At 70.9% G+C, this 23,002-nt stretch carries 19 protein-coding genes; 11 read left to right on the top strand and 8 right to left on the bottom strand.

Annotation, left to right across the window (positions count from 1 at the left end; genetic code table 11):
* Positions 1-889: 889 nt before the first annotated feature.
* Complete coding sequence (locus ACZ4Z3_RS07625) at positions 890-1,690, bottom strand: SCO2400 family protein (protein ID WP_468500131.1); 801 nt, start codon at positions 1,688-1,690, stop codon at positions 890-892.
* A 249-nt stretch (positions 1,691-1,939) separates the two neighbouring features.
* On the opposite strand from ACZ4Z3_RS07625, the gene ACZ4Z3_RS07630 reads away from it, so the two are divergent.
* From ACZ4Z3_RS07630 to ACZ4Z3_RS07665, 8 genes are all read left to right on the top strand, one after another.
* A complete protein-coding gene (locus ACZ4Z3_RS07630) occupies positions 1,940-3,103 on the top strand; it encodes a mandelate racemase/muconate lactonizing enzyme family protein (RefSeq protein ID WP_468500132.1) in 1,164 nt (387 codons plus the stop codon).
* Entirely contained in the window at positions 3,100-4,122 is a 1,023-nt protein-coding gene (locus ACZ4Z3_RS07635; RefSeq protein ID WP_468500133.1) for a zinc-dependent alcohol dehydrogenase, read from the top strand. The genes ACZ4Z3_RS07630 and ACZ4Z3_RS07635 overlap by 4 nt, the downstream gene beginning before the upstream one ends.
* A gap of 122 nt (positions 4,123-4,244) precedes the next feature.
* A complete protein-coding gene (locus ACZ4Z3_RS07640) occupies positions 4,245-5,213 on the top strand; it encodes a hypothetical protein (RefSeq protein ID WP_468500134.1) in 969 nt (322 codons plus the stop codon).
* A gap of 151 nt (positions 5,214-5,364) precedes the next feature.
* Positions 5,365-6,477, top strand: coding sequence for a multiple monosaccharide ABC transporter substrate-binding protein (gene chvE, locus ACZ4Z3_RS07645; protein ID WP_468500135.1), 1,113 nt, complete (start codon positions 5,365-5,367; stop codon positions 6,475-6,477).
* Positions 6,478-6,515: 38 nt separating this feature from the next.
* A complete protein-coding gene (gene mmsA / locus ACZ4Z3_RS07650) occupies positions 6,516-8,066 on the top strand; it encodes a multiple monosaccharide ABC transporter ATP-binding protein (RefSeq protein WP_468500136.1) in 1,551 nt (516 codons plus the stop codon).
* The gene (gene mmsB / locus ACZ4Z3_RS07655) at positions 8,063-9,307 is read left to right on the top strand and encodes a multiple monosaccharide ABC transporter permease (RefSeq protein WP_055710840.1); all 1,245 of its coding nucleotides are present in this window, start codon (positions 8,063-8,065) and stop codon (positions 9,305-9,307) included. Before mmsA ends, mmsB begins: the two co-directional genes overlap by 4 nt.
* Entirely contained in the window at positions 9,304-10,419 is a 1,116-nt protein-coding gene (locus tag ACZ4Z3_RS07660; RefSeq protein ID WP_468500224.1) for an aldose epimerase family protein, read from the top strand. Before mmsB ends, ACZ4Z3_RS07660 begins: the two co-directional genes overlap by 4 nt.
* Before the next feature lie 165 nt (positions 10,420-10,584).
* A complete protein-coding gene (locus tag ACZ4Z3_RS07665) occupies positions 10,585-12,300 on the top strand; it encodes a pyridoxal phosphate-dependent aminotransferase (RefSeq protein WP_468500137.1) in 1,716 nt (571 codons plus the stop codon).
* Positions 12,301-12,432: 132 nt separating this feature from the next.
* Here the strand turns inward: ACZ4Z3_RS07665 and ACZ4Z3_RS07670 are convergent, their stop codons facing one another.
* The 4 genes from ACZ4Z3_RS07670 to arfA form a co-directional block, all read right to left on the bottom strand.
* Complete coding sequence (locus tag ACZ4Z3_RS07670; RefSeq protein ID WP_468500138.1) at positions 12,433-13,041, bottom strand: ATP-binding protein; 609 nt, start codon at positions 13,039-13,041, stop codon at positions 12,433-12,435.
* Between the two features lie 336 nt (positions 13,042-13,377).
* On the bottom strand, positions 13,378-14,646 hold the full coding sequence (locus tag ACZ4Z3_RS07675) for an ABC transporter substrate-binding protein (protein WP_468500139.1): 1,269 nt from the start codon (positions 14,644-14,646) through the stop codon (positions 13,378-13,380).
* Between the two features lie 244 nt (positions 14,647-14,890).
* Positions 14,891-15,349 carry an RrF2 family transcriptional regulator gene (locus ACZ4Z3_RS07680; protein ID WP_468500140.1) on the bottom strand — a complete coding sequence of 153 codons (459 nt, stop codon included), beginning with the start codon at positions 15,347-15,349 and terminating at the stop codon, positions 14,891-14,893.
* An 85-nt stretch (positions 15,350-15,434) separates the two neighbouring features.
* A complete protein-coding gene (gene arfA / locus ACZ4Z3_RS07685; protein ID WP_468500141.1) occupies positions 15,435-16,949 on the bottom strand; it encodes an arabinosylfuranosidase ArfA in 1,515 nt (504 codons plus the stop codon).
* A gap of 201 nt (positions 16,950-17,150) precedes the next feature.
* Here arfA and ACZ4Z3_RS07690 point away from each other — a divergent pair, with 201 nt between their 5' ends.
* From ACZ4Z3_RS07690 to ACZ4Z3_RS07700, 3 genes are read left to right on the top strand one after another with little or no spacing between them, the layout of a single operon-like run.
* A complete protein-coding gene (locus ACZ4Z3_RS07690; protein WP_468500142.1) occupies positions 17,151-17,783 on the top strand; it encodes a transcriptional regulator in 633 nt (210 codons plus the stop codon).
* Positions 17,780-18,448 carry a toxin-antitoxin system, toxin component gene (locus ACZ4Z3_RS07695; protein WP_468500143.1) on the top strand — a complete coding sequence of 223 codons (669 nt, stop codon included), beginning with the start codon at positions 17,780-17,782 and terminating at the stop codon, positions 18,446-18,448. Before ACZ4Z3_RS07690 ends, ACZ4Z3_RS07695 begins: the two co-directional genes overlap by 4 nt.
* Entirely contained in the window at positions 18,445-19,827 is a 1,383-nt protein-coding gene (locus ACZ4Z3_RS07700; protein ID WP_468500144.1) for an MAB_1171c family putative transporter, read from the top strand. The genes ACZ4Z3_RS07695 and ACZ4Z3_RS07700 overlap by 4 nt, the downstream gene beginning before the upstream one ends.
* A 68-nt stretch (positions 19,828-19,895) precedes the next feature.
* Here the strand turns inward: ACZ4Z3_RS07700 and ACZ4Z3_RS07705 are convergent, their stop codons facing one another.
* The 3 genes from ACZ4Z3_RS07705 to ACZ4Z3_RS07715 all read right to left on the bottom strand — a co-directional run bounded on the left by ACZ4Z3_RS07705 (position 19,896) and on the right by ACZ4Z3_RS07715 (position 22,999).
* The gene (locus ACZ4Z3_RS07705) at positions 19,896-20,753 is read right to left on the bottom strand and encodes an SMP-30/gluconolactonase/LRE family protein (RefSeq protein WP_468500145.1); all 858 of its coding nucleotides are present in this window, start codon (positions 20,751-20,753) and stop codon (positions 19,896-19,898) included.
* A complete protein-coding gene (locus ACZ4Z3_RS07710; protein ID WP_468500146.1) occupies positions 20,750-21,523 on the bottom strand; it encodes an IclR family transcriptional regulator in 774 nt (257 codons plus the stop codon). The genes ACZ4Z3_RS07705 and ACZ4Z3_RS07710 overlap by 4 nt, the downstream gene beginning before the upstream one ends.
* Positions 21,524-21,757: 234 nt before the next feature.
* A complete protein-coding gene (locus ACZ4Z3_RS07715) occupies positions 21,758-22,999 on the bottom strand; it encodes a PucR-like N-terminal domain-containing protein (protein WP_055540076.1) in 1,242 nt (413 codons plus the stop codon).
* Between the last annotated feature and the right edge of the window lie 3 nt (positions 23,000-23,002).

The following is a 23,002-nucleotide window of genomic DNA, read 5'->3' on the forward strand; positions in this document are numbered from 1 at the left end:
CGGGATCGAGGCTGGCACCGGGTGCCGTTGAGGGGCGCTCACGGGGGCTTCGGGACGGGGCGCGGAGGCTCGGCCCCGGGCGCGGGGACTTCGGGACGGGGGCGCGGAGGTGGGGCGGGGCGGCGTGCAGGGGGTTGGCGCGCAGGGGGTCGGCGGGCGGGGCTCGGGCTCCGAGGGATGACGCGCGAGTCCCGACGGGTGGCCGGGGGGGGAGGCGCGACGGGCTGCGCCACGCCAGGGGCTGCGCTCGGGCTGCGGGGAGAGCCCGCCGCAGCCGGGGCCGAGCCGACGTCCCGCGCCCGTCGGCGCCGCCGAGAGGTCCGGGCCGAGGGCGGACCGCCCGGCCATGCTGCGGTCAGCTCGGGCTCGCAGCATCGCCGACATCGCCGCCTGCCCCCGCGTCAACGTCCTGACCTGTGCTCATGCCGGCCCGACGGCCACCGTCACCAGCCACGGGGAGAGCCCTCGCGCCCTACGGGCGCACCCGCCGGGAAGCCGCGCTCTGTCGGCATCGCGCAGCAGGAAGTCCGCACCCTGAAGACGCCACCCGGCGAGAACTTTGCGCCCACGAGCGCCAACTGACAAGAATTCCTGCCGCCCCAGCACTACTCGGCAGGATCCCTCACACCACGGCACCACTCAGCTCGACCCACACCTCACGAGCACCCAGCCGGGTCAGGATCCACGCAGCCTCACGGACGCCCGACCGACCGGACCCCGCACCCCCACGGACGCCCGAGCGACCAGACCCGCACCCCCACGGACGCCCGACCGACCGGACCCCGCACCCCCACGAGCACCACCCCGGAGGACAGAGCTCCCCCACCCCCAGGCGCCACCCAGCGGGCACCACCCCTCGAACCACCCGCCCAGCAAGCCCCGCTCAGCCCTACGAGCACCACCACAGGAAGCGCGTGCAGGTTTCCGACGGGGACGGGGTGGGCGTCGGCTTCGGTGTGGTGGGCGCCGGCTTCGGGGTGTCGGGGTTCTGGGGGGCCTCGGTCTCGGCGGGGGGCGCGGCCGTGGGGCGCACCGAGGCGTTCGACGCGGAACGGTCCTTCGGCTTGTCCTCGCCCTCGGCGTCCTCGTCGCCCTTGGACTTCCCGGACTTCGAGGCGGACGGCGAGGGCGAGTCGTCCGGCGACGTACCGTCCGTCCCGTCCGTCCCGTCCGTCCCGTCGGTGCCGGAGTCGCCGGCCGGCCCGCCCTCCGCCGAGTCCGCCGGCGACGGGGTGACCGCGTCGTCCACGGACGCCGCGTTCGGGTGCGTCGGCGGTGCCTCCATGCCGAGTTCGGCGAGGCTCAGCCCGCCCGCGGCGAGCACCAGCCCGGCCCCGACCAACAGCAGGCGCTTGCGCCGGCGGCGGTGCGCGGCCGCCCGCCGGTCCCGCCGGGCGGCACGGTCGCCGCGCTCGCGGCCCGTGGACCGGGACCGGGCGGCGCGGGCGGCCCGGCGCCCGCCGGCGGTCACCTCGCCGTCGCCCTCACGCACTTCACCGTCACCTTCGCGCGCTTCGCCGCACTCATCCGCTTCGTCGCGCTCGTACGCTTCGCCGCGTTCCTCCGGGGCGAAGTCGGCCGGTTCGGGCGATGCGCCCATGTACGACCGGCTCTCTTCGGCCGGTGCGCCGCACCCGGGACAGGCCAGGGCGCCATTGAGGTGCCGTTGGCACGGGTGGCAGTAGTCCATGACGCCGGAAGATTATTTGGCGCGCCGGTGACGTTCCGAGGCGCCCTCGTGAAAGTTGTGTAGGAACCTCGTGTACTGGCGGGTCAGGACGGCTCAAGCCCTGATCATCACCCCTCTTCGGGACCTTCGCGACGAGACCGTTGTGCGTTCGACCCATTGACACTCGGAGCGGGTCGTCCTTACTGTCGCGCCAGCATTTCGAACGAGCTTCGAAATTTCGAACAGAACCGATGAAGGACAGGGAGCACCGTGCGCATCACGGGAATCAGCACACACGTGGTCGGAACGCCGTGGCGGAACCTGACCTACGTCCAGGTGCACACCGACGAGGGACTCACCGGAGTCGGCGAGACCCGCATGCTGGGCCACACCGACGCCCTGCTGGGCTACTTGCGCGAGGCAGAGGTCAACCACATTCTCGGGTCTGACCCGTTCGCTGTCGAGGATCTCGTCAAGCGGATGAAGTACGGCGACTACGGTCGGGCCGGCGAGATCGTGATGTCCGGCATCGCCGTCATCGAGATGGCCTGCTGGGACATCAAGGGCAAGGCCCTCGGCGTCCCGGTGTGGCAGCTGCTGGGCGGCAAGGTCACCGACAAGGTCAAGGCCTACGCGAACGGTTGGTACACCACCGAGCGCACGCCGGAGGCGTACCACAAGGCGGCGCGGGGCGTCATGGAGCGCGGCTACCGGGCGCTCAAGATCGACCCCTTCGGCACCGGCCACTTCGAACTCGACCACCAGCAGAGCCTGTACGCCGTCTCCCTGATCGAGGCCGTGCGGGACGCCATCGGGCCGGACGCCGAGCTGATGCTGGAGATGCACGGCCGGTTCTCCCCGTCCACCGCGGTCCGCCTGGCCAAGGAACTGGCACCCTTCAAGCCCGCGTGGCTGGAGGAGCCGGTGCCGCCGGAGAACCTGAAGGCACTGGAGAAGGTCGCCGCCAAGGTGGACATGCCGATCGCCACGGGCGAGCGCATCCACGACCGGATCGAGTTCCGCGAGCTGTTCGAGAGCCAGGCCGTCGACATCATCCAGCCGGACCTCGGCCACATCGGCGGCATCTGGGAGACCCGCAAGCTGGCCGCGACCGCCGAGACCCACTACATGCTGGTCGCGCCGCACAACGTGGGCGGCCCGGTACTGACCGCCGCCTCGCTCCAGGTCGGCTTCACCGCGCCGAACTTCAAGATCCTGGAGCACTTCAACGACTTCGCGGACGCGGAGATCAAGAAGGTCATCAAGGGCGCCCCGCAGGTGAACCCCGAGGACGGCTGCTTCCACCTTTCGCACGAGCCGGGCCTCGGTGTCGAGCTGGACGTGGACGCGGCGGCGGAGTTCCCGCAGCAGCAGGCCCGGTTCGACCTGTGGGCCGAGGGCTGGGAGCAGCGCAAGCCCAAGGGGACCCAGTGACGACCTCGCCCGACGCGGCCACCGCCGTCGTCATCGAGGCTCCGGGCGAGCACCGGCTCGTCCCGCACGAGCCCCGGCAGCCCGCGGCGGGCGAGGCACTGGTCCGTGTCCACGCCTCCGGGATCTGTGGCAGCGACCGCGAGGTCTACCAGGGCAACCGGCCGGAGGGGTACGTCCGTTACCCCCTCGTCCCCGGCCACGAGTGGTCCGGGACGGTGGTCTCCGTCGGTGACGGCGTGCCTTCAAGTCTTGTAGGCCGCAAGGTCGTGGGCGAGGGCTTCCGGAACTGCCAGGTGTGCGACCGCTGCCACGCGGGCGAGACCACGCTGTGTTCGGCGGGGTACGAGGAGACCGGCTTCACCCAGCCGGGCGCCATGGCCACCACGCTGACGCTTCCCGCCCGCTTGCTGCACGTTCTCCCGGACGACTGCGATCTGACGGCGGCGGCACTGCTGGAGCCGGCCGCGTGCATCGCGGCGGCCGCGCTCAAGGCCAACGCGGTCCCCGGGGAGCGGGTGGCCGTCGTGGGCACCGGCACCCTCGGAATGTTCGCCGTTCAGTTCTTGAAGGCGGCATCCCCGGCCGAGCTGCTCGTCGTGGGCACCCGTCCGGACCGTGCGGAACTGTCCAGGCGGTTCGGCGCCTCGGACTTCCGTACGAAGGAAGAGGAGCTGCCCGACGACTTCGACGTCGTCATCGAGACCGCCGGTTCCGCGGACGCGGCGGTCACCGCCGCCGCGCTGCTGCGGCGCGGCGGGCGGCTGGTCCTGACGGGCATCCCGGCGTCGGGCGCGGACGGCCTCGACCCGACGGACCTCGTCGTACGGCAACTGGAGGTGCACACCGTGTTCGGGGCGCCGCCGGACGCCTGGGCGCACACGGTCCGCGTCTTCGGGGCCGGGCTCCTCGACCCGCTGCCGCTCGTCACGCACGAGCTGCCACTGCACGAGTTCCCGGAAGCCATCGAGTTGGTGGGTTCCGGCGATCCGAAGGTCGGAAAGGTACTCCTGCGGCCGTGACCCAACCCTGAGCCGTACGCCGGTACGGACGTACCTGACTACTCCGTACCGGCGTACACCCCAAGATCTCTGTGCGATGAGCCGCGAACCTCGTCCGAAATATCGAACCTGAAGGACTCCTTGTGACCGACACCAACGCTTCGGCGCCCCGTCGGCCCGGCGAGCAGGCGCTCGCCGCGCTCGGCCTGGACGCGCCCGCTCTCGACCCCGCCGACGCCTCTCCGCACACCTTCCCTGGCGGCGGCCGCTGGCGCACCGAGGTTCCCTCCGTGGAGGGGCCGGAGGCGCTCGCCGTGGTCCTCAAGGAGGCCTCGCGGCTCGACGTGCCGATCCACCGGATCAGCCAGGGCAGCGGTGTCTGGATGCTCACCGACGCCGAGATCACCGAGATGGTGGAGGCGACGGCCGAGCGGGACATCGAGCTCTGCCTGTTCACCGGCCCGCGCGGCACCTGGGACATCGGCGGCTCCACCCGTACCGACTCCAAGGGCGGCGGGCTGCGCGCCCGGGGCCACGACGCGGTCGCCGGCTGCGTCGAGGACGCCGTGCGCGCGACCGAGCTGGGCGTGAAGTGCCTGCTCGTCGCCGACGAGGGCGTGCTCTGGACGCTGCACCGCGCCCGTGAGGCGGGCATCCTGCCGGCCGACACCACCTTCAAGGTCTCGGCGCTCATCGGCCCGGTGAACCCGACCGCGTACGCCGTGTACGAGAACCTCGGCGGCGACTCGATCAATGTGCCGAGCGACCTGACGCTCGATCACCTCACCGAGATCCGGCGGGTGTCCGGTGCTCCGATGGACATGTACATCGAGGCGCCCGACGACCTCGGCGGCTACGTGCGGATGTACGAGGTCGCCGAGCTGATCCGGCGCGGCGCGCCGATCTACCTGAAGTTCGGCCTCTCGAAGGCGCCCGGGATCTACCCCTACGGGCACCACATGCGCGACCTGACGCTGTCCACCGCCAAGGAGCGGGTGCGGCGCGGTCGGCTCGCTCTGGATCTTCTGGCGCGGCACGGGGCGGACGGCGACATGGCGCCGCTCGGCACGCGCCTGCCGGGGAACCTGAAGCGTTTTTGTAATCCCGCATAACGAACCGGCCAACTGTCTTCACAGAAGAAGACGCGGTCACACAGAATCCCCCACATCTTCTTCTGGCGTCCTTTCGGCTCCTCCCTCGCTCGCGAAGCGCCGTCCTCATCGCCAGAACGTTCCAGGCACCAAGACATCAAGGATGATGATCATGCGCACTCGTCGAGCCGCTCTCACCGCCATAGCCTCCGCCGCCTCCCTCGCCCTGACCCTGTCCGCCTGTGGACAGAGCGGTGAGGGCGGCAGCAAGGAGGAGGGTGGCAGCACCAAGGGCGCCACCATCGGCATCGCGATGCCGACCAAGTCCTCCGAGCGGTGGATCGCCGACGGCAACAACGTCGTCTCCAACCTGGAGAAGATGGGCTACAAGACCAAGCTGGTCTACGGCGAGGACGACCCCGACCAGCAGGTCGGCCAGATCGAGAACCTGATCACCCAGGGTGTGAAGGCCCTCATCGTCGCCGCCATCGACAACAAGTCGATGAACAACGTGCTCCAGCAGGCCAAGGACGCGAACATCCCGGTCATCTCCTACGACCGCCTGATCCTCGGCACGCCCAACGTCGACTACTACGCCTCCTTCGACAACGAGAAGGTCGGCGAGCTCCAGGGCGACTACATCGTCAGCAAGCTCGGTCTGAAGGACGGCTCCAAGAAGGGCCCGTTCAACATCGAGCTGTTCGCCGGCTCCAACGACGACAACAACACCCGCTACTTCTTCCAGGGCGCGATGAACGTCCTGCAGCCCTACATCGACAAGAAGCAGCTCGTCGTCAAGTCCGGACAGACCAAGCTCACCCAGGTCACCACCCTGCGCTGGGACGGCGGCACCGCCCAGAAGCGCATGGACGACATCCTGACCTCCACGTACAAGAGCGGCCGGGTCGACGCGGTCCTCTCCCCCTACGACGGCATCTCCATCGGCATCCTCTCGGCGCTGAAGTCGGACGACTACGGCTCCAAGAGCAAGCCGCTGCCGATCGTCACCGGCCAGGACGCCGAGGTCGCCTCGGTGAAGTCGATCATCGCCGACCAGCAGTCCATGACCGTCTACAAGGACACCCGCGAGCTCGCCAAGGTGGCCTCGAACATGGTCGACGCGCTGCTGAACAAGAAGAAGCCCGAGGTCAACGACACCAAGACCTACGACAACGGCTCCAAGGTCGTCCCGGCGTACCTGCTGGAGCCGGTCAGCGTGGACAAGGCCAACTACAAGGAGGCCGTCGTCGACTCCGGCTACATCAAGGAGAGCGACCTCAAGTAATCCGGCGGAACCCGAACCACTGATTGGAAGGCACGACCATGGCGGGACCCGTCCTGGAAATGCGCTCGATCGTCAAGACCTTTCCCGGCGTCAAAGCGCTGTCGGACGTCACCCTGACCGTCCAGCAGGGCGAGGTCCATGCCATCTGCGGTGAGAACGGCGCCGGCAAGTCGACCCTCATGAAGGTCCTCTCCGGCGTCCACCCGCACGGCAGCTACGAGGGGGACATCCTCTTCGAGGGCGAGACCTGCGAGTTCAAGGACATCAGGGCCAGCGAGCAGCACGGCATCGTGATCATCCACCAGGAGCTGGCCCTGGTGCCCTACCTCTCCATCGCGGAGAACATCTTCCTCGGCAACGAGCACGCCACCCGCGGGTTCATCAGCTGGACCGAGACGCTGAGGCACGCGACCGAGCTGCTGCGCCGCGTCGGCCTCGACGAGCACCCGGACACCCGGGTCGCCGACATCGGGGTGGGCAAGCAGCAGCTCGTCGAGATCGCCAAGGCACTGTCGAAGGAGGTGAAGCTGCTCATCCTGGATGAGCCGACCGCCGCCCTGAACGACGAGGACAGCGGCAAGCTCCTGGATCTGATCCTGGAACTGAAGAAGCAGGGCATCACCTCGATCATCATCTCGCACAAGCTGAACGAGATCCGCAAGGTCGCCGACTCGGTGACGATCATCCGGGACGGCCAGACCATCGAGACCCTCGATGTGAAGTCCCCGGAGACCACCGAGGACCGGATCATCAGCGGGATGGTCGGCCGGGACCTGGAGCACCGCTTCCCCGAGCGCACGCCGCACGAGCCCGAGGAGGGCGCGGCCCCCGCGCTGGAGATCCGCGACTGGACCGTCCACCACCCGATCGACCAGCAGCGCAAGGTGGTCGACAGCGTCTCGCTGCACGTGCGGCGCGGCGAGATCGTCGGGATCGCCGGCCTCATGGGCGCCGGCCGCACCGAACTCGCGATGAGCGTCTTCGGGCGGACGTACGGCCGGTACACGGCCGGCACGGTCCTCAAGGACGGCCGGGAGATCCGGACGAAGACCGTCCCCGAGGCGGTGAAGAACGGCATCGCCTACGTCACCGAGGACCGCAAGCACTACGGCCTCAACCTCATCGACACCATCAACCGGAACATCTCGCTCAGCGCGCTGGGCAAGGTCGCCAAGCGGGGTGTGGTCGACGAGCACGGGGAGCGGCAGGTCGCCGAGGGCTTCCGTACATCCATGAACATCAAGGCGCCGACCGTCTTCGAGCCGGTGGGCAAGCTGTCCGGCGGCAACCAGCAGAAGGTCGTCCTCAGCAAGTGGATCTTCGCGGGGCCGGATGTGCTGATCCTTGACGAGCCGACGCGCGGTATCGACGTCGGCGCCAAGTACGAGATCTACACGGTCATCGACAAACTGGCCGCCGAGGGCAAAGCGGTCGTCTTCATCTCCTCCGAGCTGCCGGAACTGCTCGGGATGTGCGACCGCATCTACACCATGGCCGCGGGGCGGCTGACAGGTGAGTTCCCGCGTGCCGAGGCCACGCAGGAGTCGCTGATGCGTCAGATGACTAAGGACAAAGAGGTAACCCGATGAGCACGGAAGTGACCGCCAAGAGCCCGGCCCCCGCGCCGCCCGGCAAGAGCGGGGCGGCGGCGGGCGGGGGTCTGCTCCAGCTGATGCTGGACGGCATGCGCCGCAACATGCGCCAGTACGGCATGCTGATCGCCCTCGGCCTGATCGTGGCGCTGTTCGCGGTGTGGACCGACGGCGACCTGCTGCTGCCGCGCAACGTCTCGAACCTGGTGCTGCAGAACAGCTACATCCTGATCCTCGCGATCGGCATGATGCTGGTCATCATCTCCGGGCACATCGATCTCTCCGTGGGTTCGCTGACCGCGTTCATCGGGTCGATCGCCGCGGTGTTCATGGTCAACAACGACATACCGTGGCCGCTGGCCGTGGTGCTCTGTCTGGCCGTGGGCGCCGTCGCGGGTGCCGCGCAAGGGTTCTTCATCGCGTATCTCGGGATACCGTCGTTCATCGTGACCCTGGCGGGCATGCTCGTCTTCCGCGGTCTCACCGAGATCTTCCTGGAGGGCCAGACCCTCGGCCCGTTCCCGGAGGGCCTGCAGAAGGTCGCCAACGGCTTCCTCCCGGAGGTCGGCCCGCAGACCAACTACCACAACCTGACGCTGCTGATGGGCTTCGCCGTCATCGCGTTCGTGGTGATCCAGGAGTTCCGCGACCGGCGCCGGCAGCAGGAGTTCGCGCTCGACGTGCCGCCGATGAACCTGTTCGTCCTCAAGCTCGTCGCGATCTCCGCCGCCCTGCTCGTCGTCACCATGCTGCTCGCCAGCTACAAGGGCGCCCCCATCGTGCTGCTGATCCTCGGCGCGCTGGTCGTCGGCTTCGGCTACGTGATGCGCAACGCGATCATCGGCCGGCACATCTACGCCATCGGCGGCAACCTGCCCGCAGCGAAGCTGTCCGGTGTGAAGGACAAGAAGGTCGTCTTCCTGATCTTCCTCAACATGGGCATGCTGGCGGCCCTCGCGGGTCTGGTCTTCGCCGCCCGCTTCAACGCCGCCTCGCCGAAGGCGGGCCTCAACTTCGAGCTGGAGGCGATCGCGGCCTCGTTCATCGGCGGCGCGTCGATGAGCGGCGGTGTCGGCACCGTCCTCGGCGCGATCATCGGCGGTGTCGTCCTCGGTGTGCTCAACAACGGTATGAACCTGGTCGGCATCGGTACCGACTGGCAGCAGGTCATCAAGGGCATGGTGCTGCTGGCGGCGGTCGGCTTCGACGTGTGGAACAAGCGCAAGGGCGGTTCCTGACGGAACCGGCAAGGGGGGCCTCGCCTGCGGGCGGGGCCCCCTTTTCCCGTGAGAGGAGCAATCCGGTGAAGGAAGTCTTCGGCAAGCTCGCCGACGGCACCGAGATCCACCGCTGGTCGCTGGAGAACGGCGGCACACGGCTGCGGGTCCTGTCGTACGGCGGGATCGTGCAGTCCCTGGAGGTCCCGGACCGCGAGGGCCGGTACGCGAACGTCTCCCTCGGCTTCGACTCCGTCGAGGAGTACGTCGCCGACTCCCCCTACTTCGGCGCCCTGATCGGCCGCTACGGCAACCGCGTCGGCGGGGGCAGGTTCACCCTGGACGACACGGCGTACGAGCTGTCCGTGAACGACGGCGGCAACAGCCTGCACGGCGGTGCCGACGGCTTCGACAAGACGGTGTGGGACGTCGAGCCGTTCGTTCAGGACTCGAACGTGGGTCTGCGTCTCACCCGCACCAGCCCCGACGGCGAGATGGGCTACCCCGGCACCCTGCGGACCGCGGTCACCTACACCCTCACCGAGGAGGGCGACTGGCGCATCGACTACGAGGCCACCACCGACCGGCCGACCGTCGTCAACCTCACCAGCCACGTCTACTGGAACCTCGCGGGCGAGGGCAGCGGCTCCGCCCACGACCACGAGCTGGAGATCGCCGCCTCCCGCTACACGCCCGTCGACGCCGGACTCATCCCCACAGGCGAACCGGCCGAGGTGGCGGGCACGCCCTTCGACTTCCGCCGGGCCAAGCCGATCGGCGCGGACGTCCGCACGCGTGACCAGCAGCTTCTGTACGCCAAGGGGTTCGACCACAACTGGGTGCTCGACAAGGGGAGGACGGATCTCCCGGAGCGGGCCGCGACTCTGCGCGACCCTTCCTCGGGCCGCACCCTGACGATCTCCACGACCGAGCCGGGGCTCCAGTTCTACTCGGGCAACTTCCTCGACGGCACGCTCGCCGGGCCGTCGGGGCGGATCTACCGCCAGGGCGACGCCGTGTGCCTGGAGACCCAGCACTTCCCGGACTCCCCGAACAAGCCGTCGTACCCGTCGACGGTGCTCCGGCCGGGGGAGACCTACCGCTCGACGACGGTCCACTCGTTCGGAGCCTGAACACGAGGGTGCACAGGTCCTTCACAATTTCCGGCCAACTTCCCAGTGGTTGAACAGCGTCACGCCGTTCTCCGTATGTAGGGGCGGCCCGTGCTCCCCCGCACGGGCCGCCCTTAGTCGTCGGACCCGGTTCGTCCCCACGGGTCCGCCCCCTACGGAGGTTCCATGGCCGACAACGTCACCTCGTTGTTCCGCAGCACGACGGCGCACAGCCCCTCGATGGCGGCGCTGACGCGTGAGGGCGGCGACGGGGTCGGCCCGGTGGACTTCTGCATACCGTGCAACCCGTACTTCCCCACCCCGGCCATGTTCGACGAGATGGCGAGCAGGCTGAAGGACATCATCACGTACTACCCGAGCAGCGCCGACACCATCACCGCGGAGCTGTGCAACCTGCTGCAACTGCCGCCGCAGTGCGTGGCGATGGGCAACGGCTCGACCGAACTCATCACCTGGATCGACCATCTGCTGGTCCGGGAGTCCCTCGCCGTCCCCGTCCCCACCTTCGGCCGCTGGACCGACCAGCCGATGGAGACCGGCAAGCGCGTCGACATGTTCCCGCTCCAGGAGTCCAGCGGCTTCGCCCTGGACCTCGCGCAGTACGCCGAGTTCATCCGGGCCCGCGGCACGAAGGTCGCCGTCATCTGCAACCCGAACAACCCCGACGGCGGCTTCCTGCACCGGCACGCGCTGGTGCAGTTCATGGACGCGATGGCCGACCTGGACCTGATCGTCATCGACGAGTCGTTCCTGGAGTTCGCCGACGCCGAGTCCGAGCCGAGCACGGTGCAGGACGCGGTGATGCGGCCCAACGTCGTCGTGCTGCGGTCGCTCGGCAAGAACTTCGGGCTGCACGGCATCCGCTTCGGCTATCTGGTCGCCAACCCGGCGCTCGCCGGGAAGATCCGCTCGATGCTGCCGAAGTGGAACCTCAACTCCTTCGCCGAGCACGTGGTGTTCATGCTGAAGAACCACGGCCCCGAGTACATGGAGAGCCTGCACCAGGTGCGGCGCGACCGCCTGGACATGGCCCGTCAGCTCTCCGCCCTCCCCGGTCTGACGGTGTATCCGTCCCAGGGCAACTTCCTCTTCGTGCGCCTGCCCGTGGGCGCCGAGGGCACCGTGGTCCGTGACCGGCTGCTCACCGAGCACCGGATCCTGGTCCGCGAGTGCGGCAACAAGGTCGGCTCGTCCAGTCGCTTCCTGCGACTCGTGGTCCGGCCCCAGGTGGACGTGCGTCGCCTGGTGTCCGGCCTGGAGTCGGTTCTCTACGGGTCCAGGAGGGGAGCCGCCGTACCCGAGCTGGGCACCGGGACCAGCTACAGCTCGGGTACGGCGGCCGTGGACCGGCTGATGAGCGAGACCAACGGCGCCGGCATGGCGGGGCTCGCCGCGCAGGCCACCGGCCCGGTCGGCATGCCGGGCATGAACCCGGCCCCGGCCCCGGCCCCCATGCCCACCCCGGCCCCGGCCCCTATGCCCACCCCGGTCGTCGCCCAGATGCCGACCCCGGTCCCCGCCCCCATGCCGACCCCGGCACCCGCTCCGGCGCCGGCGCCCATGCCGGCCCCGATGCCGGCGCCCGTTCCGGCGGCCGCCGCTCCCATGCCGCAGGGGCCGTCGATCCCCTCCATGCCGAACGTGGCCTCCATGCCGGGCATGCCGGGCATCCCGGGCATGACGCCCGCGCCCGCCACCGGGCTGGAGCCGGTCGCCCAGACCGGGATGCCCGGCATGGCCACCGCGGCCGCCAACCGCCGCGCCATGGGCGCCGCCCAGGGACTCACCGCCGCCCAGGTACGCGGCCGTACGGCCCCCGAGGAACAGCCGGAGCCGCTGGGCTGGCCGGCGGCGGGGGCGGTCTACAACCAGGTGGGCTGACCCCCACCGCCGAGAAACCCCATGGGGCGACGCCCCCGACAGACCCTCGTGGCCCTGTCGGGGGCGTCGCCCTGTGTCTCGGGTGCCGCGTCGCCCGGTACGGGGATGCCGGGGCCTGGGCCCCTGTTGTTCTCAGGTGAGTCGGAGGGCGAGGGTGACCTCGGCGCCTGTTCCTGTCGTGTCGGCGGTGACCGTCAGGCGGTCGGTGACCAGGTGGGCGAGCCAGAGGCCGCGGCCCCGGCAGCCTTCGGTGAGGCCGGGGAGGAGTTCGGGGATGGCGGGGACGAAGCCGGGGCCGTCGTCGGTGATGCGGCACTCCAGTTCGTCCGGGAGCCGGCGCAGCTCCAGCCGGCCGCGGCCGCCGGCGTGCTCCACCGCGTTGGCGGCGATCTCGCTGACGGCGAGGGTGAACTCGCCGAGCCGTACGCCCCCGAGGCCCGCGGCGGCCGCCGCGTCCTCGACCTGGGCCCGCACCTGGGGCAGGTTCTCTCCGGTGAAGTGCCGTTTCAGCAGGAGTGTGCCGCGGCGGTTCGGAGCGGCGCCGACAGGGGTGCCGACCGGTGTGGCGGCAGGAGTGCCGACCGGTGGGCCCACGGGAGTGCCGAGGACGCCGCCGCTCGGGCCGCCGGTGCCGCCGGCTTTGCCGTCTGTCTCCCCGCCCGGCATCGCAGCCGCCTCCTCTCGATGGGGGTCGAAGTGCCCGGGCACGGGGCGCTGGGCGTCAAAGGCGAACTGCCGCACGCCGCCCACGCTAGCCGTGCTCGCCCGATGAGTACCCAGGAGATCGAGAGGGCATTGTGCCTGGTCGGAACCGTACGAATTCGACCGAACCTCGATCACTTCCGCTCGACCTCGGCTGATCGGTTGCCGTCCGTCGATCAGGGCGGCACACCGCTCCGCCGATCGGGGCAGTGCGGCTCCGGCTCCGCCGAACACGACGGCACCGGCCCCCTCCCGCACGGTACGGAAGGGGGCCGGTGAAAGGGGTGCCGGTCATACGCGACGAGCCGTACGCGCCGGGCCGGGTCGTACGCGCCGCGTCGTACGCGCCCTGTCGGGACGCGCCCGGTCAGTCGCTCACTCGGCCGTCTTCGCGACCGTCGCTATCGACTCCAGGACCGTCCGCGGATTGCCGTTCGCCTTGACCGCCCCGCCGATCTGCTTGCGGATGGCGGCGGCCACCTGGGACCAGTTGGTCTCGGCTACGGGGTAGAGCCGCAGGTTCTGCAGGGTGTCCAGTCCGCTCCACAGGGCCTTGTGGCGCTTGTCGGCGCGCATCGCGTCGGCGGCGGTCGTGGTGACGGGCAGCAGCTCGTACTCGGCGGCCTGTTCGATCACGTACTTGTCGCTGTAGAGGAAGTCGAGGAACTGCCCCATCGCCTCGCGGTGGTCGTCGTTCTTGAAGGCGACGATCCAGTCCGCGGTGCCCATGGTCGGTGTGGCCCGGCCGTCGCGGCTCGGCAGCGGGACCGACCCGTAGGGCACGGAGTCGGAGGAGTCCTCGATCTGGCGGATCAGCGACAACGGGCCGTTGACCATGGCCGCTTCACCGCGCAGGAAGGTCTGCACGGCGTCGTCACGGTTGAGCTGGCCGGGCGGTATCGGGCCGGCGAGGCCCTCGCCGACCAGCTTGTCCCGCAGCCAGGTCAGCGTCCGCACATTGGCGGGGGACGCGAGGTCGTAGCTGTTGGAGTCGTCGGTGTAGCCGCCGTCACCGGCCAGCAGCCACATCAGCGTCTCGGCCTCCGCCTCCTCCGGGCCGAGCGGCACGGCGATCGGGGACTCCACCCCCTGGGCCTTCAGCTTCCGCGCCGCCGTGAGGAGGCCGTCCCAGCTCTTGGGGGGCTGCAGGCCCGCCGCGGCGAACAGGTCCTTGTTGTAGTAGAGCAGCCGGGTGCTCGCGGTGAACGGCAGCCCGTACTGCACCCGGCCCATCTCGCCGGCGTCGGCGAGGCTCGGTACGAAGGATGCCTGGACCGGCACCGACAGCACCTCGTCGGCGCTGTAGAGGAGGCCCTGGGCGGCGTACTGCGAGTAGCCGTCGGCCTGCACGATGTCGGGCGTCTCGCCCCGCTCGACCAGCTCGGCGACCTTCTCGTCGACCTCGTCCGGGGCGTACACCTCGACGTTCACGTCTACGTCGGGGTGCTCGGCGTTGAAGGCGAGGACGACTCGGTCCCAGTAACCCTCCGAGTTCTTGTGGACGTTGTCGCCGTAGTTGGTGGCGACGACGGTCAGGGAGACCCGGCCGGACTCGGCGTCCGCGTCCCCGCCGCAGCCGGACAGCCCCGCCGCGAGCGTCAGCGCGGCCGTGGCCGCCACGATCATCCGGGCCTTGTGGCGCACGGTTTCCCCACTTCCAGCTTCCGGCACTTCTCCCAGGTCGAGCACGCCGGGCACGTCCCGTCGCCCGTCGGCGCCGCCCGTGCCCGGCCGATGCCGCCTGCCGGGCCCGGGACGCGTCTGTACGTATATACGGATCTCGCCCGTACGTGCTCACGTTCGGGCTTGATCGTATGGCGCGTGCCCGCACCGCACGGTCCGGGGGCGTTGCGTTTTGATTCCAACGATGTGACGGGCGTTCAGGGCCCTAGGGGTTCTCCCAGGCCGCCGGTTCCGCCGCCAGTCGCCGGACCGGTTCGGGCAGCGCGCCGGCCGCGATGTCGGCGACGGTCACGCCCTCCAGGATGCGGCGCACGTTGGCGCGCAGCGCGATCCACAGGGGCAGCAGCGGTTCGGCGGAGCCGGTGTAGGTGAGGCCGGTGGGCCGCTCGCCCCGTACGGACACGATCGGCCCGTCCACCGCGCGGATGATGTCGGCGACGGTGATCGCGGCGGGGTCCCGGGCCAGCCGGTACCCGCCGCTGCCGCCGCGGCGGCTCGTCACGAGGCCGCCGCGCCGCAGGTCCCCGAGGATGCCCTCCAGGAACTTGTGGGGGATCTCCTGCACCGTCGCGATGACCTCGGACTTCACCGGATCGTCGTCCTTCCGTACGGCGAGCTCCAGTACCGCGCGTACGGCGTAGTCCGCTCGTGCAGAGATCCTCATGGGCCACATTGTCGGCCACGCGGGGCGGGCCGGGAGACCCGCCCCGAGTCCGCGCGGCCTGGCGCGCCGGTGGGGCCGCCCGGCGTCAGGCGAGACGGATCACGTTCCAGGAGAGCGGTTCGAGGGCCGCCTTCAGCACCCCGCCCTCCAGCGTCGTCCCCTCGCCCGCGTGCGGACCGACCCGCTCGGGCTCCGCGAGGGTGTTCCGGGCGTCGGGGTCGGCGTCGGCCAGCACGCTGTGCTCCACGACCCGGCTCAGGTCGAGCCCGCCCAGCGCGACCTCCAGCGGAAGCGCCTCCGTACGGCTCCGGTTGACCGCGAAGACGGTCACCGACCCGTCCTCGGCCCGCACGGCGGTCGCGTGCAGCAGGTCCACCTCCCCGTACTTCTGCGTCGCGTACGTCGGCGAGTCCACCCGTACGTCGAGGACCCGGCCGCGGCCGTACCGCGCGGCCTGGGCGAAGGGGAAGAACGTCGTCTGCCGCCAGGCGGGACCGCCGGGCTCGGTCATGATCGGGGCGATGACGTTGACGAGCTGGGCGAGGCAGGCGACGGTGACGCGGTCGGCGTGCCGGAGCAGCGCGATGAGGAGGGAGCCGAAGACGACGGCGTCGGTGACGCTGTAGTTGTCCTCCAGGAGGCGGGGGGCCTCCGCCCAGTCCCTGGTCTCGGAGTTCTCGATCTCGTGCCACTTCGAGATGTACCAGACGTTCCACTCGTCGAAGGAGAGGTTGATCTTCTTCTTCGACTTGAGCTTCGCGCCCACGTGGTCGGCGGTGGCGATCACGTTCTCGATGAAGGACTCCATGTCGACGGCGGAGGCCAGGAAGGAGTCGATGTCGCCGTTCTCGGGCTGGTAGTAGGCGTGCAGGGAGATGTGGTCGACGAGGTCGTACGTCTCCTCCAGGACCGTCGCCTCCCAGGCGGCGAAGGTCGGCATGGACTGGCTGGAGGATCCGCAGGCGACGAGTTCGACGCCCGGGTCGATCTGGCGCATCGCGCGGGCGGTCTCGGCGGCGATCCGGCCGTACTCGGTGGCGGTCTTGTGGCCGGTCTGCCAGGGGCCGTCCATCTCGTTGCCGAGGCACCAGAGTTTGATGCCGAAGGGGTCCTTGTCGCCGTGCGCGGCACGGAGGTCGGACAGGGCGGTGCCGGCGGGGTGGTTGGCGTACTCCTGGAGTTCGAGGGCCTCGGCGACGCCTCGGGTGCCGAGGTTGAGGGCCATCATGGGCTCGGCCTGCGGGCCGAGCTTCTTCAGGAAGGCGATGTACTCGGAGAGGCCGAAGCGGTTGGTCTCGGTGGAGCGCCAGGCGAGGTCGAGGCGGCGGGGGCGGTCCTCGACGGGGCCGACGGAGTCCTCCCACTTGTAGCCGGAGACGAAGTTGCCGCCGGGGTAGCGGATCGTGGTGACGCCCAGCTCGCGGACCAGCTCCAGGACGTCGGTGCGCAGGCCCGCCTCGTCGGCCGCCGGATGGTCCGGCTCGAAGATCCCGGTGTAGACGCAGCGGCCGAGGTGCTCGACGAAGGAGCCGAACAGTCGGGGGTTGACCTCACCGACCTGGAAGGCGGGGTCGAGGGTGAAGCGGGCTGTGCGGGCCATGGACGTCCTTCGCGTTCGATATCACGAATGGTGCTCGTTTGGTCGAACGGGACGTTATGTTCGCCGGTGGAGAGAGTCAATGGGGACCGACGGGGCGAGCGGGACCGGTCGAGCGATCGTTGGTCGAACGATCGTTGGTCGGATTTCAACGATCGTTGGATTTCCGTGGTGTTCAGGCCATCGGGCACGTAGGGTCTGGCCGTGCCCGACCTCCCCGAACCCCTCCCCGAACCTCTCTCCCACACCCTCGCCCGCCTCGACGCCCTCGCAGCCCGGACCGGGGCCGATCGGGGGCAACTCCTCGACGTGGCCGCCCTGTCGGAGCACACCGCGCTCGGTGAGGACGTGGTGCGGGCGCTGCTCGACGGGGGCGAACCGCCGGGCGACCGGATCGACGACCGGGTGCGCGGGCGGGTGCGGGCGCTGCACACGGCGTATCTCGCGCGCAGCGGCAAACGCACCGTCGACGTCTGCAAGGAGGTCGCTCGGCGGCTGTCGATCAGCCCGGAGTGGGCCCGGCAGCTGCTGCTCGGCAAGAAGATGCCGAACGTGCCCGACCTCACCGAACTCGCCGCGTTCTTCGGCGTCGAGGAGGGTGTCCGGTTCTTCACCGACCCGGCCGCCGCCGTCCTGGACCGGGAACTGCGCCGGGTGCTGGAGGAACTGGAGGGGGACGGGGGCGAGGGTCCGCTCGTGGAGTTCGCGACCCGGCACGGAGTGGTGACCCTCGCGCTGCGCGGAGGGCGGATGAACCTGACCCGGCGCAAGCAGGAGGCCCTCGCGGTGATGCTCGACGGGCTGCTCGGCGTCGACGAGGAGGAGCCCGGGAAATGAGCCGTCGTGAACCGGGCGGCGTACGGCCGCGCGGGTCGACCGGGGCCGCCGCGGCCACCGGTGTCCTCGGCCGGGTGCGGGCCGCGCTGCTGCCCGCCCGGTCCGCCGCCGAGCGGCGCAGGCTGACCGCCGGGCTCGCCAAGGCGGTCCGGGCGCGGCTGGACGGCCCCATGGGGGTGCGGGAGTTGGGGGCGGCGCTGTGCGCGGAGATGAGCGCGCGGCGCGGCGGGCGGCCGGTGGAGCTGCGGTTCGAGCGGTTCCCGGACGAGATTGAGGTGACGGGGCTGTGGATGGAGTTCCCCGACTTCGACCTGGTGATCGTCGAGGAGCGGGCCGCTCCCGTGCAGCAACTGGTGATCCTGGGACATGAGTTGTGGCATCTGCACGCCGGGCACAGCCACCACCGGGTGCCGGGCTCGGACGCCGCCGCGTTCGCGCTGTCCGGTGGGCCGGGCTGGCCCGGGTCCGCCCTCGGGGTCGCCGCGCGCAACGGCTCGCACGCCTCGGCCGAACAGGAGGCCGAGGACTTCGGCCACCGGCTCGCCGCCGTCCTGCGCCCCTGGGTGGACACCGGGCACGGAGGCCCCCCGAGTCCGGCCGACCGGGCGGACTCGGTGCGGCAGGCCCTCCAGGCGTCCCTCGGCTACCGCGGGCCGCGCGGATGAGGGGGGCCGCTGTGTCGGCGACCACGACCGGTGCCATGAGCCCCGCCGACTTCTTCGGCGGGCTGTACATCTCGTTCTGGATCCCCACGGCCGTCCTGACGGCCGCGCTGGTCATCAAGCTGCCCAGCATCGTGAAGCTGTGGAAGGACCCGCTGCTGCGGGCCGTCGGCGGTCTGCTGCTGCTCGCGTGCAGCGTGTTCCTGTTCGCGGTGCCGTCGGTGATCGCCTGGACCAACCGGGTCGTCGGCGTGCCGAACGTCGCCGCGCCCTGGGTGTACTCGCTGATCACCGCGTACTGCGCGGCCTGTCTGCTGCTCATCGTCGCCTGGCGCAACGGCCCGGCGGACCGTTCCCCGACGACCCGCCGCGCCATGCGCTGGGTCGTCAGCGTGTACGCGGCGGTGATCGTCGTCCTGTGGGTGCTGTTCGCGCTGGCGGACGTCCCCCGGGAACGGCTGCGCGACCTGGACACGTACTACGCCACCACGCCCTTCATGCGCGAGGAGATCCTCCTCTACCTCGCCGCCCACACCGCGGCCTGCCTGATCACCTGTCACCTGATCCGCAGCTGGGTCCGCACCCAGGGCCTGGACCTGTGGCTGCGCGGCGGTCTGAAGGCGCTCGGGATCGGCTACGCGCTCAACCTGGTGTACGACGCCTCGAAGCTGACGGCGCTGGTCGCCCGCTGGACGGGCCACGACCTGGACTGGCTGAGCACCGATGTGGCGCCGCCGGTGGTGGCCGTGGCGGCGATCTTCATCGCGGTCGGGTTCATCCTGCCGCACGGCGGCCAGTACCTGCACGAGCGCTGGCGGGTGCGGGTGAGCCACTGGCGGCTGCGGCCCCTGTACCTGCTCACCCGGAGCGTCAGCGGCTCCGGGGTGCCGTTCGCCCTGCGCGCCACGGCGGAGCTGCGCCTCACCCGCCGTGAGACCTTCATCCGCGACGCCCTGCTCCAGCTGGCCCGCCACTTCGACGACGAGCTGCACCGCCGCGCCTACGCCGGGGCACTCGCCGTCGGCCACGCTCCCGGCCGGGCACGGGCGCTGGCCGCCGCGGTGACGATCCAGGACGCGCTGGCCGCGCGGAGCGCGTCGCCCGCCCCCGGACCGCCGGCCCTCTCCCTGACATCGGGCCCGCTGATCTTCCCCGACCTCACGGCCGGTCCGGGCCGCGCGGCCTGCCCCGAGTTCACCGTGTCCTCCGACCTCACCGACCTCCTCCAGGACATCGACGCCGTCTCCCAGGCGATGCGCCGCCCCGCGGAGATCGAGGAGGTTCGCACCCTCGCGACCGGATCGGCAGGCTCGGCGGGCCCCGTCGCCCCCGCGAATCCGGCGGCCTCCGCCGCCGAGAGCGGCGTGTCCGCGCACGAGTGACGGCCCGCCCGCCCACCGAGGTAGCTGTGGGCCGACGGGCCGTCGACGGACGTGCGGTGCGGATGGGCTCAGCCGGCGAAGGCGGGCTGCGCGAGGCCCTTGCCCGCGCCCGGCACCACCAGCAGCGAACCCGACAGCGGATGCGGGGTGTCGGTGCCGACCCGGGCCGTGGTGATGTACAGGTCGGTCAGGTCGGCGCCGCCGAACGCGCAGGCCGTGGGGCGGGGCGTGGGCAGTGGGACGACCCGGTCCAGCTCGCCGGAGGGGGTGTAGCGGCGGACGGCGCCGCCCTCCCACAGGGCGACCCAGACACAGCCCTCGGCGTCGACGGTGAGGCCGTCGGGGAAGCCGGCGCCCTCCTCGACGGTGACGAACGGCCGCCGGTCGACGGGGAGCCGCACGCCGTCGGTCTCCGCGTAGTCGAAGACGTCGATGCGCCGGGTCGGCGAATCGATGTAGTACATCAGCTGCCCGTCCGGGCTCCAGCCGATGCCGTTGCTGACGGCGACGTCGTCGAGGAGGGCCTGCGCGAGGCCGTCGGCGGTGAACCGGGCGAGGGTGCCGCCGCCCGGGGCCTCGTCGTAGCGCATGGTGCCGGCGAAGAGGGAGCCGTCGGGGGCCACGGCGGCGTCGTTGGCCCGGCGGCCGGGGACCGGCTCGTGGTGCAGCCAGCGGAAGCCGCCGTCGGCGTCGCGCAGCCCGACACCGTCCCGCAGGTTCAGGACGAGGCCGCCGCCGACGCGGGGCTTGGCCGCGCCGACGTGCTGCTCGGTGACGAGGATGGTGCGGCGGCCGGAGGCCGGGTCGTAGGTGTAGACCCGGGAGCGGAGGATGTCGATCCAGATCAGCCGCTGGGCGTCGGCGTCCCAGGTGGGCCCCTCTCCGAGGGCCGCGTACTCGCGTACGGCGATGTCGTACGTGCTCATGCCACGCTCCGGTGTCCGAGGCGCTCGGAGAGTTCCGCGGCACCCTTGGCGGCGAGCTGCTCCAGCTCGCCGCGGCGGTCCTCGCTCCAGCGGATCATGGGGACCGAGATGGAGAGCGCGGCGACGACCTTGCCCGTGCGGTCGCGGACCGGGGCGGCCACGCAGGAGACGTCGGGGTTGGACTCACGGTTCTCCACGGCGAGACCCCGCTCACGGATCCCGGCCAGGGTCTCGCGCAGCACGCCCGGGTCGGTGATGCTGTTGGGCGTCATGGCGACCAGGTCGGCGTCGTCCGGGATCCGGGCGTTCAGCTCGGCCTCGGGAAGGGAGGCGAGGAGCATCTTGCCGACGGAGGTGCAGTGCGCCGGAAGGCGACGGCCGGCGGCGGACACCATGCGGACGGCGTGCGTGGAGTCGACCTTGGCGATGTAGATGACGTCCGTGTACTCCAGGATCGCCACGTGCACCGTCTCGTCGCAGGTCTCGGCGACGGTGCGGGCGACCTGCTGGCCCTCGGCGGCCAGGTCCAGCTGCTCGGCGTAACGGCTGCCGAGCTGGTACGGACGGACACCGAGGCGGTAGCGTCCCGGCTGACCCGCCACGGGCACGATGTAGCCCCGGGCGGCGAGCGTGGTGACCAGCTCGTGGACGGTGGTGCGCGGCAGCTGGAGCTTGCGCACGATGTCGGGGGCGGAGAGCGTGCCGTCCCCGTCCAGGAAGAGCTCCAATATGTCGAGCGCCCGGGTCACGGCAGGTACTAGGCGTCCCACGGTCGGCCCCCTCCCTTGTTTCTTGGTTCTCGGCTGTGTTCGAAATTTCAACAGTCGATCGGCATGACGAACACAGGCTAATCAACGGGGTGCGGGCGGGCAATGGCCGAGAACGCACCGTGTTTCCCCGGCACATGGGTGAGGGCAGCCCAATTCCACATGAAGGGGACGGAGGCGGACGCGGCGGGGCCTGGCCGGGAGCCCGACAGTGTGTCCGCGGCCGGCGCGCGCCCGTCAGCGTCGGCCGCGCGGGTCGCCCAGCTCTCCCCGGAGCCGCTGCGCCCTGAGGACCAGTTCCAGCTCGAAGCGGCGGTCCGGGTCGTCGATCTCGTCGCCCCACAGTTCCCGGATCTGGCGCAGGCGGTAGCGGACGGTCTGGGGGTGGACGCCGAGGCGGGTGGCGACCTCGGGGGCGCCGCCCCTGGTCTCCAGCCAGGCGAGGAGGGTCTCGGCGAGGCGGCGCCCGTGGGTGGGGCCGCAGTGCGCGAGGGGCGCCAGGCAGCGTAAGGCCAGGTCGTCGATGAGTTCCTCCGGCTGGAGGAGGACCAGGGCCTCGGTGTGCTCGGTGCAGTGCAGCACCTCTCCGGCGGGCAGCAGCCGGCGTTCCATCAGGCTGACCGCGGCCTCCGCCCAGCGCAGCGACTTCGCCGCCTCCGCGAGCGGCACCGGCGGCCCGATCGCGCCGGACCACCCGGCGAGGGCCCGGTGCAGGAGTTCGGGGCGCCCGGCGGCGTCCGGTTCGGGCACGACCATGCGGGGCTGCTCGTACTCCATGTCGAGCAGGACGCCCTGGCCGACGGCCGGGGCCATGGCCTCGCGGGCGGGCCGCAGCAGGACGCCGACGGCGACCTTCTCGGGCAGGGGCCAGCCGATCCGGGCGGCGCGTTCGGTGAGCGCGTCCGCGGGGTCGCCCCGGTGGTGCTCGACGAGGAGCAGCTCCATGAGGCGCCGCTGGAGCCGGAGCCGTTCGCCGGCCTGCCGGGCCGCCGCCTCCGCGTAGCCACGCACCGACTGGTCCACCAGCCCGTCCAGGTACTCGTACCCGGCGTCCACCAGCTCGTACATCGCGGGCGGCGGGATCTCCACGCGCTGGCCGATCTCGGCGAAGCGGCGCCAGGCGAGGCGCACACCGAGGCGGTAGATCGCCTGGAGGGAGTCCAGGCTGCGGCCGTGCAGGCCCTCGCCCCGGCCGAACTCCTGGAACACGCCGGGAGGAACCCGCGGGCGGCCCTCCGCGGTCTGGAGGTGCTGGACGAAGACCTCGATGGCGCGGCGGATGCCGATGAGAGCCATCGGCTCGCCGGAGTCGTCGAGGACGACCGGCAGATGGGGGTACTCGCGGCGGATCTCACCGAGGATCTCCTCGGCGAGGGCGGGCGCCTCGGCCAGGGCGATCGCGGCGAACTCCCGCACCTGGTCACGTGGTACGTCGTGCCAGGCGGAGCGGACTGAGACGGTTCCCGGGCGCCCGGTCACCCC

The sequence above is a fragment of the Streptomyces sp. NPDC030296 genome, assembly GCF_055572815.1.